General features: G+C 64.8%; 12 protein-coding genes. 1 reads left to right on the forward strand and 11 read right to left on the reverse strand.

Annotation, left to right across the window (positions count from 1 at the left end; all coding sequences use genetic code 11):
* The 9 genes from OXT71_09740 to OXT71_09780 form a co-directional block, all read right to left on the reverse strand.
* Positions 1 to 1583 (reverse strand): aminotransferase class I/II-fold pyridoxal phosphate-dependent enzyme (locus tag OXT71_09740; protein MDE2926666.1); only part of this gene is annotated, 1583 nt, incomplete at its 3' end.
* Positions 1584 to 1801: 218 nt separating this feature from the next.
* A complete protein-coding gene (locus tag OXT71_09745; GenBank protein MDE2926667.1) occupies positions 1802 to 2464 on the reverse strand; it encodes a peroxiredoxin in 663 nt (220 codons plus the stop codon).
* A 113-nt stretch (positions 2465 to 2577) separates the two neighbouring features.
* Positions 2578 to 3603 carry a Gfo/Idh/MocA family oxidoreductase gene (locus OXT71_09750; GenBank protein ID MDE2926668.1) on the reverse strand — a complete coding sequence of 342 codons (1026 nt, stop codon included), beginning with the start codon at positions 3601 to 3603 and terminating at the stop codon, positions 2578 to 2580.
* Complete coding sequence (locus tag OXT71_09755) at positions 3596 to 5641, reverse strand: heparinase II/III family protein (GenBank protein ID MDE2926669.1); 2046 nt, start codon at positions 5639 to 5641, stop codon at positions 3596 to 3598. The genes OXT71_09750 and OXT71_09755 overlap by 8 nt, the downstream gene beginning before the upstream one ends.
* A complete protein-coding gene (locus tag OXT71_09760) occupies positions 5638 to 6705 on the reverse strand; it encodes a glycosyltransferase family 4 protein (GenBank protein ID MDE2926670.1) in 1068 nt (355 codons plus the stop codon). Before OXT71_09760 ends, OXT71_09755 begins: the two co-directional genes overlap by 4 nt.
* Positions 6706 to 6734: 29 nt before the next feature.
* Positions 6735 to 7673, reverse strand: a complete 939-nt coding sequence (locus OXT71_09765) for an aldo/keto reductase (GenBank protein ID MDE2926671.1) — start codon at positions 7671 to 7673, stop codon at positions 6735 to 6737.
* 35 nt (positions 7674 to 7708) lie between these two features.
* Entirely contained in the window at positions 7709 to 9319 is a 1611-nt protein-coding gene (locus OXT71_09770; GenBank protein ID MDE2926672.1) for a sodium/solute symporter, read from the reverse strand.
* Between the two features lie 226 nt (positions 9320 to 9545).
* Positions 9546 to 9818: a hypothetical protein gene (locus OXT71_09775; protein MDE2926673.1), complete on the reverse strand. Its 273-nt coding sequence runs from the start codon at positions 9816 to 9818 to the stop codon at positions 9546 to 9548.
* 3 nt (positions 9819 to 9821) lie between these two features.
* Positions 9822 to 11168 (reverse strand): aspartate aminotransferase family protein, encoded by a 1347-nt coding sequence (locus OXT71_09780; GenBank protein MDE2926674.1) that lies wholly within the window; start codon positions 11166 to 11168, stop codon positions 9822 to 9824.
* Between the two features lie 104 nt (positions 11169 to 11272).
* On the opposite strand from OXT71_09780, the gene OXT71_09785 reads away from it, so the two are divergent.
* The gene (locus tag OXT71_09785; GenBank protein ID MDE2926675.1) at positions 11273 to 12817 is read left to right on the forward strand and encodes a hypothetical protein; all 1545 of its coding nucleotides are present in this window, start codon (positions 11273 to 11275) and stop codon (positions 12815 to 12817) included.
* Positions 12818 to 13015: 198 nt separating this feature from the next.
* Here OXT71_09785 and xylA read toward each other — a convergent pair whose 3' ends face one another.
* Both xylA and xylB read right to left on the reverse strand, forming a co-directional pair.
* The gene (gene xylA, locus OXT71_09790) at positions 13016 to 14188 is read right to left on the reverse strand and encodes a xylose isomerase (GenBank protein ID MDE2926676.1); all 1173 of its coding nucleotides are present in this window, start codon (positions 14186 to 14188) and stop codon (positions 13016 to 13018) included.
* A gap of 3 nt (positions 14189 to 14191) precedes the next feature.
* A complete protein-coding gene (gene xylB / locus OXT71_09795) occupies positions 14192 to 15721 on the reverse strand; it encodes a xylulokinase (protein ID MDE2926677.1) in 1530 nt (509 codons plus the stop codon).
* Positions 15722 to 16129: the final 408 nt, after the last annotated feature.

The following is a 16129-nucleotide window of genomic DNA, read 5'->3' on the forward strand; positions in this document are numbered from 1 at the left end:
GCCGAGGATTTAACACCGGGAGTTGACGCTCTGTCAACCTCAATATATAATCCCCAATCCATTCCTGCTCCCGCATCCTTCCATTCGGACACCGCCATCGAACCGAACCGCTCGGCAGCCTCCAATGTCTCGCGAACGTCATCCCACGTCGTGCTGGAGTTGAGGATGCACATCCTCAAAGAGAATCTCCCATGCAACAGCGTCGAAGAAATGAACGCGCGGTCGTCCCAGAAGATGCGGGCCACCACCGTGCGGTTGATCTCTGCCAGCGAGTATTCGTCGATTTCGTCGGCGTCCGGGTTGACCCGGAAACAGATGATTCCCAGGGACGCCGGGTTCAAGACCTCCAGCATCGGGCTCCTTTCGACGTATTCCTGGGCCCGGGAGGCCAGTTCCATCCCGTTGGACACGGCTTGCCGAAAGGCGGCCATGCCGAAGGTCTGAACGGAAACCCAGATTTTCAAGGCCCGGACCGAACGGCTCAACTGCAGGCCGCGGTCCGAGAAGTTGGGGTGATTCGCACCCCAGATCGTGTCCTGCAGCATGTCGTGGGGGATCCGGAAGGCGTGATTCAGCGTCTTGACGTCCTTTACCAGGAGGCAACCGGCCTCGTACGACTGAAAGAACCATTTGTGGGCGTCCATGCCGATGGAGTCGGCCCGCTCGATTCCGCGCAGCAACCTCTTGCCCCTCTCGGTCACCATTCCGAAACCGCCGTAAGCGGCATCCACGTGATGCCAAAGGCCTTCCGATTCGCAGTAATCCGACATCGCCTGGAGCGGATCGATGGCGCCCGTGCTGCCCGCACCGGCGTTGGAGCAGATCGCGATGGGATGGAGACCGGCCGCGCGGTCATCGGCCACGGCACGGATCAGCGCGTCCATGTCAAGCCGGAATCGGCTGTCGCTGGCCACCTTGCGGACGTGCTCCGGGCGGATGCCGACGATCTTGGCCGCCCGGATCTGGGCGCTGTGGCTCTGGTCGCTCATGTAGACCGTGGCCCGTTCGGGATGCCCGGCGGCCTCGCGCGCCGCCACGAAGGCGTCGAGGCTGGCGGCCGAGCCTCCGCTCGTCAGAAGACCGCCCGCAGTCTCCGGGTAACCGACCCAGCGGCGGAACCATTCGATGACGACCAACTCGAGCTGGCTGGCGCCGCTGGAGGTCAGCCAGGTGCACTGGTTGACGTGGAAACCGGCGGCCATGAAATCGGCCACGATGCTGGGCCAAGTCGGAGAGGAGGGGATGAAACCAAAAGAACGGGGATGGTCGTTGCGCAACGCCAGCGGGAGGATGTCCCGCGCGGCCCTTTCGATGACCTGCAGCGCTGGCTGGCCCGACTCGGGTGGATCCTCCATCAACTGGTCCGTCAGATCCTGCCGGAACTCTCCGTCCCAGGCATGTTCGTCCGGCAACCGGCCGGTGCGCTCCAGCAACAGCTCCGCGGCCCGGCGAGCCAGTTCGAGCATGGCTTCGCGGGACATCCGGAGGGGGGCCGATTCCTCGAGGAAGGTGTCGGGAGTGGGCGATTCGTCGGACTGTTCAGGAGTCTGCGACGCTTCCAATAAGCCTTCGGGTCCGTCCATGATCGTGTTCGTGTACCGTATGCCGTCGTGCCGGCGCCGCAAGAACTCGCGTACGGAATCCCTGATTCCACGTCAAGATAACATAAATATCCGGGAAGCCGAACTCGTTCCCCACTGGTGAGTGTCCCGGTCTTCGCGGAATCCTTCCGCAATCGGGCCGTGCGCGATTCCGCGCCGGGCAGTCGTCCTGGAGCGGCCCATGGCGCAGGCGGCCGGTGTCAATCCCCCGGCTGATCGACGAAACGGATGTAGGGCTTGGGGGAGTCCCATCCCTGAGGGTACTTTTCCCGGGCGGCTTCGTCCGAAACCGCCGGCAGGATGATCACCTTGTCTCCGTGATTCCAGTTCACCGGCGTGGCCACCTTGTGGCTGGCGGTCAACTGCACCGAGTCCAACACCCGGAGCACCTCGTCGAAGTTGCGGCCCGTGCTCATGGGATAGGTGATGGTCAGCCTGATCTGCTTGTCCGGTCCGATGACGAACACCGATCGGACCGTGGCGTTGTCCATGGGGGTGCGCCCTTCGCAGCTCTCCCCGGCGTCCGCCGCCAGCATGCCGTAGAGCTTGGCGATGGCCAGCTCGGTGTCGGCGATGATGGGGTAGTTGGGGGCATGTCCGGTGGCGTCCTGGATGTCTTGCGCCCAGGCCCGGTGACTGTCGGCAGGGTCGACGCTCAATCCGATGATCTTGCAGTTGCGCCTGTCGAACTCGGGTTTGAGGCTGGCCATGTAGCCCAGTTCGGTGGTGCAGACCGGAGTGAAGTCCTTGGGATGGGAAAAGAGAATGGCCCAACCGTCGCCGATCCACTCATGGAAGTTGATGGGCCCCTGGCTGGTATCGGCCGAAAAATCAGGTGCGGTGTCTCCGACGGTAAGGGACATGGGATTCCTCCTAATGGACTGCGGGCAAACGATAGGACCGCCTCCAAGAATGGCCGAATCAGCAGCCGAATTCAACTTGTCCCAGGTCCCGCAAAACAACTCAGTATCTCTCTTCACCCAGGCGGAACCGGAAGCTCGACGACGCGGCCGGATCGTCCCGATTCATAGACCGCCTCCACGGTCTGCTGGGCGCGGATGCCGTCTTCGATGGTGATGGACGGCTCTCGCCCTTCGGCGAGCGCGGCGGCGAACTCCTCCAGCACCAGGGCGTGGGTGCTCTGATCGAAGTCGTAGGAGGTTTCGCCGTCCTCGGTGGCCACCACCAGCCGGCCCCGGGAGAACTTGTCGTGCAGGGGGGAGGAGAGGATCACGCCGTCGGTGCCCAGGATCTCGATGTACGAGTTCCGGTGCTCGTCCGGGTCTCCCGTGCTCCAATGGGCCGTGGCCACGCCCTGCGCGCCGCTGGCGAACTTGAGGAGAGCGCTGGCCGTGTCCTCGACGGCGTAGCTCTCCACCAGGGTGTCCACGAACGCGGCGACGGCCACGATCTCTCCCACCAGGAAGCGCATCAGGTCGACGCCGTGGGTGCCCAGGTCGGTGAAGGGACCGCCCCCGGCCCGGGCCGGATCGTGTTGCCAGATTTCCCGGCCCGAGGGGTACCGTCCCGAGAAGTTCCAGCGGACGGCGGTGACGCGGCCGATGCCGCCCCGCTGAATGATCTCCCTGATCTTGCTGTGCCGGGCGCTGAAGCGTTGGTAGTAGCAGGTCATGAAGGTGACCCCGGCAGCCCGGCAGGCCTGCCGCATGGCCTCTCCCTCGGCCACGCTCAGGGCCAGCGGCTTTTCGCACAAGACGTGTTTTCCGTGGGCCGCCGCCGCCAGTGTGTCGGGACAGTGTCGATCGACGGGCGTCGAGACGTAAACGGCCTCCACCTCCGGGTCGCGGACCAGGGACTCCACGTTGTCATAGGCGCTCCGGGCCCCGTGCTCGCGGGCGAACTCCTCGGCCCCGGCCTGGGTGGTCCGCATCACGGCCACCAACTCGCTGCACTCGGTGGCGCGCATGGCCGGCGCCATCACCCGGTGAGAGATGTCTCCGGCGCCGATGATGCCCCATCGTACCGGCTGTCTTTTATGCATGGGTGCCATCCCCCTTTTTCATGAGTTGGATTTGGCCGGTATGGGCGGCGGCCCGCCATTCTTCCGGGCCGGCCGGAGTAGACAAGGTCAGTCTCCAGGCGTCCTCGTCCCGCCAACTGCCGGACACCTCCCTGATCGCCGGGTCGTGATCCATCCCGCCGAGAGCGAAGACGGAGGCGAAGACCGTACGATCCGCCCTGTGGTGCCGGATGACGGTGGAGAGCCGCTGACCGGCAGGGTTGGAAGGAGCGTCGCCCACCAGCAGGCGCCCGAAGGGACCGGCCAGGTGCAGGTCGAGCGAACCGGCCGGATAACGCCAGCGCAATCGGGAATCCGGGGACTCCGGCGTGTCCCCGTCCAGCCGGACGTGCCGGAGGCCGCCCCCGCCGGACAGCGGCGCGGTGGGTTGCAAGTCCGACGCTCCGCGCACCAGTTCGCCATCGACATGACAGACCCAGTAGAGGTCCCGTTTTGCAGGGCAGAGGACCTGAAACAGGTCGACGAAATAGGTGTCCCGCCAGAGCAGGGTGCGCCTCATCCGCACGCCGGCGTAGGCGCCTTCCTCCCAGGCGGCCGAAGCGTCGACCCGTGTGAAACCGTCCTCTTCCGAGAACCGGTCGAGCCGGCCTCGGGTCGGAGGCTGCGACTCGCCGTCCACCAGCACCGTGGCGTGGCTGGCCGTCTGTTGGTACCAGGTGTGGTTGAGCTCGATGCCGTACCCGGGCGTCCCCAGATCGGGAATGAGCGGCGATCCGGAGCCGCACATTTGGATCCGCAACTGGTCCCGGTGTCCGTGGACTCCCCCGTGGCGGCCCGCTTTCAGAAGAAGGTAGTTCCGACGCTGCCGGGACCCGCCTCCGCGAAGGAGGGCGAGCCCCGCCTCCGGGAACAGGCGGCTGTCCCGGTCGGGAGGATCCCCGCCGGGAATCACTGGAACTCCGTCCAGCAAGGCTTCGAAGCAGGTGCGGGGACGGGAGCGGTAGTTCTGCTCCAGTATCCAGGCAAAGCCCGGGTCGCGGAACCACGAATACGCGGTTTCGTAAAAGCCGTCGGCGTCGGGGATTCCATGGCCGACTTTCTCTTCCAGGCCGATGAAGTGCCAGCAGTCGTTGACGGATGGCAGCTTCAGGTCGGGAAGCGAGACCTGAATGGGGGCCAGGAACATGCGCCGTACCACGCCGCCGTCATCGAAGGATTCTCCCGTGGCCTTGAGGATGCGCAGGGTCCTGACGATGGCGTCCAGACTGTAGAAGTGATAGCTCAGGGAGACTTCCCACCAGAGTCCCTCTCCGGTGACCCCCTGCTCCAACTGGGCCGCCAGCCCCAAATCCCCCCGCAGAGCCTCCTCCAGCAGCCGGTCGTCCTCCAGGACTCGGGCCAGCGTCGCCAGAGCGGCGTTGTTCCAATTGCTGACGTTGTGGATCTCCCGGCACCGGACCCGCCGGATGTGGGTGGCCGCCGGCCGGAAGAGCCGCCGCGTCACCAACTCCCGGGTCTCGTCGGAGAGCGTCTCCGCAAGCAGGGCGTACGCCCAGCAGAGGCGGGCGATCCAGACCGATTCGTCCAGGTTCTGCCAGGTGGCGATCCCCGGCTCCTCTTCGTAGACCGTCGGCGCCGGTTTCAGGCGCAGGTAACGGCGGGCGTAGGTCTCCAGGATTCGGGCCGCCTCGGCGGCGTCGGAACCGGCCCGGCTCGTCCCCGATTCCAGGTGCGACCGGAAGGCGAACTTGAGGGCCGCGTCGCTGAGCCTGTCGTTCACCGACCAGAGCCAGGCGCTGTCGTAGGGCTCGCCGCTGAAGACGGCGCCGTCCACGGGGCAGACGTGGCGCCGGGGGCTGCCGGGGTCGAACAGAAGCTGGGTGGCGTGCTCGGCGCAGAAGAAGTCGTGGTAGTAGCCCGCCTGTTGATCCGGCACCGGAGGCAGGGAACTCTGATAGCCCTCCAGTTGAGCGTCGAGGGCTTCCCGGGCGGCGGCCAGTTTGGGGTGAGCCGCCCGAGCCCGAAGGTCCCGGCTCCATTTCGGCGTCAACAGGGTCACGTTCGATACGCCTCCAGGGTCTGTTCGGCGATCCGGTCCCAGTCGAAGCGCCGGACGCACTCCAGGGCGGCCTCCGAGGCGGCGTCCTGGTCCCAGGCACGAACCTCTTCCATGGCTCGCAGCAACGGCTCCTCCTGTCCCGGATCATAGAGCCGTCCGGCTCCGGGCGAAACGACCGTCGGGAGGCAGCCCAGCGCCGGAGCGATGACGGGGCGGGCCCGGGAAAGGGCCAAAATGACGCTTCCCGAGGTCATGGTGGCCCGGAAGGGGAGCACCGCCACGTCGCTGGCTTCCAGAAACAGGAGGAGGTCCCGGTTCGTGGCCTGCATGTCGCCGTCGACGATCTTGGAGACGATCCGGGGACGCCCCGCGACGCGGCGGCGGATCCGCTCCGGAAAGTCGCCGGGACCACCGCCGGCCAGCAGCAGCCAGGAGTCCTCTGTCGAGAGCCGCTCGAACGCGGAGATCAACTCCTCGATCCCCTTGTAAGGCAGGATGCCGCCGATGAATCCGTAGGCGAAGGCGTGTTGCGGGACCTCCAACTCTCTCCGGGCTTCTTCGCGTGTGAAGTCCGTCCGGTAGACGTCGATGAAATGCCCGTGGGGAATGATGAAGACCCGGCGAGTCCGTCCGAAGCGCTCCTTCACCCCGTGGGCGTTGACCGGGCAGTGGGCGATGACGGCGTCGGCCAGTCGGCAGATCTCGAGCCGGAACTCGTGGTCGATGGATCGATGAAGCCGGTTGTGGGGATAGATGTTGTGGGCGGTCCAGACGATCTTGTAGCCCAGTTCGCGGGCCAGCTCCAGTGACGCCGCCATCTCCCGCATCCGTTCCTGCATGATCCGGTAGTCCGGGTGGAAATAGTCATGGTGGGGCCAATGGAAATGAAGCACCTGGATCCGGCCGCTGTTCCCGCGCAGGTATCCGGCGCTGTAGTCCCGGGTGTACTCCACCTGAGCGCCGTGGCGCTCCAGGGCCTCGGTGAGCAGGGCGCCGTAGGGATTGCTCCCTTCATGATCGGGAGGAAGCGGCCGGTCCTGATGGTAGTAGAAGGCGACACGCACGAAAGGGGAACGCTCCTGGTCCGGGGACGTCAGCCGAAGGTGGTGGGGTCGGAGACCCGGTCCAACCGGTCCCGCAACTCCGGGCTCAGGCCCGCGGCGAGAGTGCCGAACGCCTGGTCGATGTGGCCGGGCCGCCTGCCGCCGATCAGGACCGACGTGATCTGAGGTTGGAACAGCGCCCAGGCCAGGGCCAGATCCACCATGGACCGCCCCGTTTCCTGCGACACCGCCCTCATGCGTTCCACCAGCGAAAAGGCCCGCGGGTGGAAGTAGTCGTCCTGCCAGTCCCTGGCCAGATCAAAACGGGTTCCCGGCGGCAGCGGTCCCGAGGGCGAATACTTGCCGGCCAAAAAACCGCCTCCCAGGGGACTGTAGGAGAGAATGCCCAATCCCTGGTCCCGGCAGAGGGGCGCCATCTCCGCCTCCATGGACCGGTCCGAAAGGTTGTACTGGGGCTGGATGGAGTCGAATCGGGCCCAGCCGTTCTTGTCCTGGGTCCAGAGCGCCTTGCACAACTGCCACGCGGCCGAGTTGCTGAGGCCCAGGTAGCGCACCTTGCCCTGCTCCACGGCTCCGGAGAAGGCCTCCAGGATCTCGTCCACCGGATCTCCCTCCAGGGGCCAGTGGTGGAGTTGGAACAGGTCGATGACGTCGGTCTGCAGCGTCCGGAGGCTCTGCTCGATCTTCTGCGTCACCTTGGGCCCGTCCAGCGGTCCGGTGAAACCGCACTTGGTTGCCAGGACGATCTGCTGCCGGGTGCCTCGCGCCTGCAGCCACTCGCCGATCATCCGCTCCGACTCCCTCTTGCTGTAGGACTCGGCGGTGTCGATGAGGGTGATCCCCCGTTCCAACGCCCGGTCCAGCAGCATCCAGGCGGTGGGCTGGTCGATTTCGCGGCCGAAGGTGGCGCCGCCAAAGCCGATGGCGCTTACCTGGAGATCGGTTCTTCCAAGACGTCTGTATTCCATGGGTCCCTAGTTCAATGCTGAGAATTCACCCGTCTCTACGAAGTCAGCCAGGTCTTCTCGTGCCGGGTCTTCCAGGTCAGTCCGGCCAGGCGGTCCTGGTTCCGGTTGGGAAAGATCAGGCTCAGAATCCAGGCCGTGCCGAAGCTGGCGACAAAGGAGGTGGGCATGATCCAGGTGAATCCCATCCCCTTCTCGATGAGCCGCGGACCGAAACTGTCTCCCAGCACCGCCACCAGGGTCTGCTGGGTCGACGGGTCGAGAGACTGGAGCAGGGGTTGGGAATACGCGACAACCAGGGATGTCGTGAAGCCGATGATGGCCGCGGGCCAGACGGTTCGGAGGCCGGCGCGGGGGAGAAACATCCCGGCCAGGAACAGCCCGCCCATGGGACCGACCAGGGCGTTGAAGGTCTTGGGCAGGATGGTGAGTATGTCGTCCGAGCCGGTGAGGTTGTCCAGGAACAGGGCCCCCATGGTCACCGCCAATCCAACCACCAGTGTGATGATGCGGGCCTGGCGGACCTCGTCGACGGGTTTCTTCTTCTTTCGAAGGCGTCCGAAGTCCACGGTGGCCACCGTGGCGAAGGAGTTCACCCCCGAATCGATGGTGGACATGGCCGCCGCCAGCAATGCGGCGAAGATGAGGCCGGCCAGGCCGGCCGGGACTCGGGAGGCCACGAAGAAGGGGAAGATGCTGTCGCGGTCCTTGCCGCTGGCCAGGTCGATGTGACCGGGAAGGGGCTCGGGTCCCTGGGTGAAGTAGTAGACCAGGCTGGCGCCCACGATGGTGAGGACCAGGATGATGATCACGCCGGTGACCGCCCCGGTGACGAAACTCCGCTTGCTGGCCTCGACGTTCACCGTGCTGAAGTAGCGCTGCATGGTCATCTGGTTGGCGCAGTGGGCGACGACGATCCAGAGCGCGTCGGTCAAGGTGAAGGTGACCACCGTCGCGGGCAGGGTGGGATCGGGGGAGAAGAAGGTGAAGCTCTCGTTGTCCCGGGCGTTGACCACCTCCATCCAGTCGAAGAGGTTGGTGCCGGTGGCCCAGGCCACGTAGCCGATGGTGAAGAAGCCGCCGCCCAGGAGCAGCGCCACCTGGATCACGTCGGTCCAGACCACGGCCCGGATCCCGCCCATCATGGTGTAGATCGTGGCCACGACGCCCACGGTGAAGATGATGACAATCAGGGGAATTCCGGTGGCCACGGCCAGGGCCCGGGACGAGACCAGGACGATCACCATCATCAGCACCGATACGAACATCAGGAACATGGAAGCGCCCAGGAGCCTCGCCGACAGGCCGTAACGGTGCTCCAGGTATTCGTAGGCGGTGGTGAAGCGGAACCGGACGAAGAAGGGGATGGTCAGCAGCAGGATGAACAACACGTGGAGGGGAAACCCGAGGAAGGTGCTCATCAGGTTTCCGAAACCGAAACGCCAGACGACGCCGGGATAGGCCAGGAAGCTGATGCTGGAGAGCAGGGAAGCGATGATGCTGATGCCCACGGCGAACCAGGGAAGCCGCCGTCCGCCCAGGAAGTATTCCTCGCCGGTCTTCTGGCCCCGGGAGAGGCGCCAACCCAGAAACATCATGGCTCCCAGATAGGCCACCAGGACCACATGATCGGCGAAGTGCAACTGCATGTCGATGGTCTCCGTATCCGTTCGGAAGAAAAGCAGTGCAGATCGTATTCGTTCCGAATTGGAGGCGCAACAGGAGGGGCGACTTTCCTGTCGCCCTTTGGAGGGGCGGTTTTCCTACCGCCCGTCTTCATTGTTGTTGTGCAAGTCGGTAGGGGAGAAGTGTAGAGGGGGGACTGCCGTCCCCCTAACCCCCCCTATTGGCGACAAGAAAGTCGCCGCTCCACTCCTACAACAACACGACCGATTGTTGGCTGGGGATCTCGAAGCGCCGGCGGCACCTGGGTTTGGGGCAGAAGAGGTACTCGTCCTCGCGGACCATGTAGGAGCGGATCTTGGCGAAGCGGCGGCGGTCATCCGGGTTGGCGCGATAGGGCAGGCGGCCCTTCTTCTCCCGCACCAGCCAGCGGACCTGGTAGTCGCCCGACTGGCGGCAGTAGGGGCAGGTGAACCGGGCTCTCTTGGTTTCACGCCGTTCCCGATAGAAATCCCGTTCCCGCATGTCTCACTCCCTCTCGATCTGACGCTGAATCACCCGGAGTCCCTCGTCCAGCATCGCGACAATCTCGTCGATCTGCTCTCGCGTGATGACCAGGGGAGGGAAGATGCGAATGCCGTCTCCCGGGCTCCCGTCACCGGGACCACCCGCCGCGGCGACGGAGAGTCCCTGCCGGATGAGCAGCCGGTGCAATCGCTCGTGGACCTTCAGCGAGGCGGGAAAGTAGGTGTAGGGCTTCCGGCTGCGCACCAGCTCGAAACCCACCAGCAATCCCCGGCCCCGTATGTCGCCCACGATGGGATGATGCCGCAAGGTCCGGATTCGTTCCAGCAGGTATTCCCCCATGGAGGCCGACCTCTCCACGATGTTCTCCTCTTCCATCAGGTCCAGGACGGTGAGACCGACCCGGGCGGCGAGAGGATTGTTCACGTAGGTGAAGACGTGGGGGAGGGGATCTTTCTTGTCTTCCAGCACCTGCCGGATCTCGTCGGTGAACAGCGCCCCGCCCATGGGCAGGTAGCCGCTGCTGACCCCTTTGCCGAAGGCCATGATGTCCGGAACCGCGTCCCAGTGCTGGACGCCGAAGAATCGCCCCGTCCGGCCGAAGCCGGTCACCACTTCGTCGGCGATCCAGAGCACGTCGTGGCGGTCGCAGATCTCCCGGACCCGGGGGAAATAGTCGGCTGGCGGAAGACTCACGGACCCGGCGGCCAGGACGATGGGATCGGCCACGAAGGCGGCCACGTTCTCCGGTCCGGCCCGGACGATGGCCCGCTCCAACTCCTGGACGCAGGCGAGGGTGCAGGTCTCCCCGCATCCGTCGAAGACGCAGGCTCGAGGCAGGCAGGGGTCAATGTGGTCGAAGCCGGGAAGCCAGGGACTGTAGGCCTGGCGGACTCCGGAACCCGTGGTCGACAGGGCTCCCAGGGTGGCGCCGTGATAACTGGTCCAACGTGCGATGACCTGGTGTTTCTGGCCTTGGCCCCGCCGGAGGTGGTAGAGCCGGGCCAGTTTCAGCGCGGTCTCGACTCCTTCCGAGCCGCCCGAGACGAAGTAGGCGTGGTTCAAGCGGCCCGGCGCCTTTTTTGCCAGCCGTCCAGCCAGTTCGGCCGCCACGGGGTTGGCGAAATGGGCAGTGAAGACGAATGCCAGCTTCCCGGCCTGGTCCGCCATGATCCGGGCGATGCGGCGCCGTCCGTGCCCGAGAATGACGTTTCCTGCTCCCGCGGTGCCGTCGATGTAGCGCTTGCCCGCGCCGTCGTAAACGTAGATCCCCTCGCCTCTCTCCACCACCGGATAGTCATAGGCAGGGTCTTGGAGCAACAGGGCGCCTGAAACCCGCGGCTGGCTCATGGTCGTCCTCCCGGCGGCCATCCTACCAGTTGGGGAGTCTTCCGACGAACTCGATATCGCCTGTCGCATGGCGACTCATCCCCCGGACTGGTAGAGTCACAAGCATGTTCAAAAAGGTCTGTTTGCTGGTCTGGCTGGGTCTGTGGACGGGAAATGCCGCCGGGGGCGGAGCGGAAGAATCCAAGCCCATCGACATCGGGTCCCGGCTCGAACTCTTCGTGGACGACTTTCTGATCGAGCGGATGCCGGGAGTGGAACTGAAGCTCCACCGGCCCCGCTCGGCGGGAAAGGTCCTCTCCTACGACGCTCCCTGGGAGGGGAACACCAGTTTCTACACCAACATCATCAAGGACGGCGACCGGCTGCGCATGTACTTCCGCGGGAGCAACAACAAAGCGTACGTGGACACGGGTCTCCTGGAACCGGGTGAGAAGCAGGTCGAGGACCACCCATTCACCATTTCCTATGCGGAAAGCCGCGACGGCATTGTCTGGGAGCGTCCCTCGTTGGGGCTGTGGGAGTTCCAGGGATCCAAGGACAACTCCATCGTCTGGATGGACAATCCGGACCAGTCGGTCACCGACTGCATGTATGTCTTCAAGGACGGCAATCCGGCAGCTCCCGACTCCCAGCGCTACAAGGCGTTGGGGGGAAGCAGCTATCCGCTGGTCGCCCTGGTTTCCCCCGACGGGTTTCGGTGGACCGAAATGCAGGGCCAAAAGTCCCTGATCCGGAAGGGGCTTCACCGGAACGCCTTCGACGCCCTCAACGTGGCCTTCTGGGACTCCTACCGGAAACGCTACAGCATCTTCTTCCGCGATTCGGACCGTGGGATCAGCCCCCACTCGTTCCCCTTCGACCACACGGCGGGGCCGCCGTTCAACTACGGGAACCGCAGCTTCAAGTTCGCCACTTCGGACGACTTCGTCAACTGGAGCATGCCGAAGTGGGTCGATTTCGGCGAGGCCGCCACCGAACACCTCTACACCAATGGAACGACTCCCTACTACCGGGCGCCTCACATCTACATGGCGTTTCCCAAGCGGTTTCAGCCCTGGCGGAAACGGTTTGCCTCGACCCCCTTTCCCGGCGCCTCCGAAGCGGTCTTTCTGACCAGCCGGGACGGACTCCACTGGGACCGGCGCTTCATGGAAGCCTTCGTCCGGCCCGGCCGGGATCCGCGCAACTGGACGCACCGGAACAACCTGGTGGCGGTCGGAATCCATCCGACCGCTTCCGATGAGATTTCCGTCTACGTGGTCCGCAACTACAACATGCCCAGTTGCCACTTGGAACGGATGGTTCTCCGGACCGACGGGTTCGTCTCGGTCCACGCCGGCTACGACGGCGGCGAGCTGGTGACGAAGCCCATCCTGTTCAAGGGAGAAAACCTGTATCTGAACTACGCCACCTCGGCCGTGGGAAGCATCCGACTGGAGATTCAGGACCTGGCGGGGAACCCGCTGGCCGGTTTCGCCCTGGAGGAGTCTCCCCTGATCTGGGGCGACGAGATCGAGGAGAAGGTGAGGTGGGTGCGGACCCATTCCAAGGGCACGTCGGACCGTCCCTTGCGCCGGATCGCCGGACACCCGGTGCGGCTCCGTTTCGTGATGAAGGACGCGGACCTCTATTCCTTCCGCTTCAAGTGAGAAACAGGACGGGCGATTTCCAATCGCCCGGTTCCGCCTTGTTCGGGGATGCCTAAGAATCGGCGGTTAGGAAATCGCCGTTCCCACGGGAGAATCGGCGGTTAGGAAACCGCCTCCCTCCCTCCCATCCTCCTTCTACCGGGAGTCCGCCGGCCCGGCGCGGTGGGGGAACTTATCTCTTTCCTTGCACAGCCTGCCTCAACGGACTCCCAGCAGCAGGTCCACCGTCAACTGGTCCAGGCGTTCGTGCCGCAGTTTGCGCTGCGCCAGGCGGTGGCGGTCCAGCGGAGCCTCCAGGATGTTCCGGGCAGCCTCCGGCGTGTAGGTCCGTAATTCGGCGGCCGGGACCAGCGAGCCCCTTCCCCGCAGTTCCGCCAGGATCTCCTGAATCTCCGGGTCTTCGGCGAAGCGGCGCGCCTTCTCCTTGAGGATCAGGTAGGTGCGCATGCATCCGGCGGCGAAGTCCCGGACGCCTTCCTCGTCCTCCGTCCGGTAGGCGTGGGCGTCGAAGTGGCGCGGGCCGGAATACCCCACCTCCTCCAGGAACTTGACCAGGAAGAAGGCCGCCTTCAGTCCTTCCGACCCGAACCGGAGATCCTGGTCGAAGCGGTTCGGCTTCTGATCGTTGAGGTCGATGTGGAACAACTTTCCGGCCTCCCAGGCCTGGGCCACCGCGTGGTAGAAGTTCAATCCGGCCATGTGCTCGTGGGCCAACTCCGGATTGACGCCCACCATGTCCGGATCGTCCAGGGTGTAGGTAAACGCCAGCATGGCTCCCGTGGTGGCGAAGTAGATGTCGCCCCGCGGTTCGTTGGGCTTGGCCTCCAGGGCGAATTTCAGGTCGTAGCCATTGTCCTTGACGTAGCCGATGAGGAAGTTGAGGCACTCGCGCATGCGTTTGATGGCCTCCGAGGCGTCCTTGGCCGCGTCCACCTCGGCCCCCTCGCGTCCTCCCCAGAAGACGTAGACCCGGGCGCCCAGCTCCGCCCCCAGGTCGATGGCCCGCATGGTCTTCTGCAACGCATAGGCGCGCACGTCGGCGTCGTGCGACGTGAAGGCTCCGTCCTTGAAGACCGGCTCGCTGAAAAGGTTGGTGGTGGCCATGGGAACGCAGACGTTGTAATCGGACATGGCCTGCTTGAAGTCGCGCAGGATCCGGGCTCTCTCCCGTGGCGTGGCGTCGATGGGGATCAGGTCGTTGTCGTGGAAGTTGACCCCGTAAGCCCCCTCTTCTCCGAGCAACTGCACCAGGCGCGCCGGAGGGATGGAGGACCGGGTCGGTCCGCCGAAGGGGTCGCGGCCCGGATTGCCCACCGTCCAAAGTCCGAAGCTGAACTTGTCCTCCGGGGTCGGTCGATAATCGGCGTTCATGGATCAGTCCTTTCTGTTGATCAGTTGCCGATGGCCGGCAAAGACGGGGCTGGCGATGAGCGTGTCGCTCAGTTCCCGGTACACGGAATAGACTCGCTCATAGAGTTCCTGTCCGGACCGGGACGGCAACCGGCGGCTGGATCCATCCAGCCGGACGAATCGTTCCACCCAGGTTTCGAGACTCTCCTCTTCGCGGCACCAGGCGGCCTGCAGGGCGGCGCCGAAGGCCGGTCCTTCCTCCTGGCTCAGGGAGACCACGGGGCATCCGAAGACGTCGGCCGCGATCTGCCGCCAGACGCGGCTCCTGGAACCTCCGCCGATGAGCCGGATCTCGTCGGGCCGGGCGCCCAGTTCCCGGAGGCGGTCCAGCCCGTAGCGGAGACCCAGGGTGACGCCCTCCATGCTGGCCCTGGCCAGATGGCCGGGAAGGGCGGTTCGGGGCCGCAGACCCAGCAGCACACCTGTCCCCTCCGGGACGTCGGGCATTCGCTCCCCCTCCAGGTAGGGCAACAGAATCAACCCGTCGGAGCCGGGAGGGACCGCCTCGATCCGGCGGTTGAATTCTTCCAGTGACGCCAGGGAGAACCCGGTCCGGACCATCTCGGTGGCCACCGTCACATTCATGGTGCAGGCCAGCGGAAGCCAGCCTCCCGTGCTGTCGCAGAAGCCCGCGATCTCGCCCTGCGGGTCCAGCACGGGCGTGGAGCTGTAGCCGTACAAGGTTCCTGAGGTTCCCAGGCTGACGGTGACCTTGCCGCCCGAGACGTTCCCGGAGCCGATGGCGCCCATCATGTTGTCGCCGCCACCCGAGCTGACCCGGACCCCGGCCGGGAGTCCCCATTTCCCAGCGAGACTCGATCGCAGCGTTCCAGCCGGTTCCCGGGCGCCGATGAGCCGAGGCAGGCAGGCTGCCAGGTCGCGCGCGGGATCGAGCCATTTCAGAGCGCGCTCCGACCAGGCTCTCCCGGCCACCTGGAAGTATCCCGTCCCGGAGGCGTCGCCCGCTTCGGCCGTCTTCTCGCCGGTCAGGTGCAGGTTCAGGTAGTCGTGGGGCAGGAGGAAGGTGACGGCCCGCCGATAGGTGTCGGGTTCGTTCTCCTTCACCCACAGGATCTTCGAGGCGGTGAATCCGGGGGGAAGACTGTTGCCGATCTCCTCCCTGTAGGCGTCCAGCCCGCCGGCCGCGTCCAGAATCCGCCGGCACTGGGCGCCGGTGCTGGTGTCGTTCCAGAGCTTGGCCGGTCTCAGGACCCGGTCCGACCGGTCCAGGAGCACGAGACCGTGTTGCTGCCCGGAGACGCCGATGGCTCGTACCCGTGACAGGTCGGCGCCCTGTCCGGCAAGCCGTTCCATGCATGCGTCCAGGGCTTCGATCCAGGTCTGAGGATGCTGCTCCTTGTGTCCGGGAGGGAGTCCGGAAATCAGGCCGTAGCCCTGGGAGCTCGAGATCAGCGATTCGGAGCCGGGGTCCCAGACGATGACCTTGAGGCTCTGGGTGCCGCAATCCACGCCGAGATACATGCCGTGAATCATCCTACACTTTGCGGATGCGGCGCGACGATACCTGCCGCGACCTGGTGAGGCCTCCCTGAGATTCAGATTATCGTATGCTGTAAATCCTTTTTTATTAGTGGTTTAGGAAAATAGCGGATCCTCTTCGAACCAGAATATTGGATTTTCGTTCCGAGACCTCTGCCGGAGGCTCTGTGCTGGAATTGTCTTAGTAGTTGAAATTAAACGGTTTACGAGGCTTCAGCAGAACTTCGGCACGGGACTTGCTAGACAACGGAGCAACCAAGAAGTAGCGGGACGTGCCGGGGGACGCCATTACGAATTGAGCCTGGGATGCAACTAGTAACTTGGATTTTCCCCGGTACCTCCCCGCTGCTTCGATTCTGACCGGTTCCCCTCTCCATAGTTTCTTGAATCCACCGATGGCGG

The organism is Acidobacteriota bacterium, from assembly GCA_028874215.1.
In the GTDB taxonomy this organism is placed as follows: Bacteria; Acidobacteriota; UBA6911; order RPQK01; family JAJDTT01; genus JAJDTT01.

What these genes read in the sequence shown, in the direction of transcription:
- OXT71_09745 (MDE2926667.1), bottom strand. Translation starts at nt 2,464, where the DNA reads ATGTCCCTTACCGTCGGAGACACCGCACCTGATTTTTCGGCCGATACC.
- OXT71_09765 (MDE2926671.1), bottom strand. Translation starts at nt 7,673, where the DNA reads ATGGAATACAGACGTCTTGGAAGAACCGATCTCCAGGTAAGCGCCATC.
- OXT71_09750 (MDE2926668.1), bottom strand. Translation starts at nt 3,603, where the DNA reads ATGCATAAAAGACAGCCGGTACGATGGGGCATCATCGGCGCCGGAGAC.
- OXT71_09770 (MDE2926672.1), bottom strand. Translation starts at nt 9,319, where the DNA reads ATGCAGTTGCACTTCGCCGATCATGTGGTCCTGGTGGCCTATCTGGGA.
- xylB (MDE2926677.1), bottom strand. Translation starts at nt 15,721, where the DNA reads ATGATTCACGGCATGTATCTCGGCGTGGATTGCGGCACCCAGAGCCTC.
- xylA (MDE2926676.1), bottom strand. Translation starts at nt 14,188, where the DNA reads ATGAACGCCGATTATCGACCGACCCCGGAGGACAAGTTCAGCTTCGGA.
- OXT71_09785 (MDE2926675.1), top strand. Translation starts at nt 11,273, where the DNA reads ATGTTCAAAAAGGTCTGTTTGCTGGTCTGGCTGGGTCTGTGGACGGGA.
- OXT71_09780 (MDE2926674.1), bottom strand. Translation starts at nt 11,168, where the DNA reads ATGAGCCAGCCGCGGGTTTCAGGCGCCCTGTTGCTCCAAGACCCTGCC.
- OXT71_09775 (MDE2926673.1), bottom strand. Translation starts at nt 9,818, where the DNA reads ATGCGGGAACGGGATTTCTATCGGGAACGGCGTGAAACCAAGAGAGCC.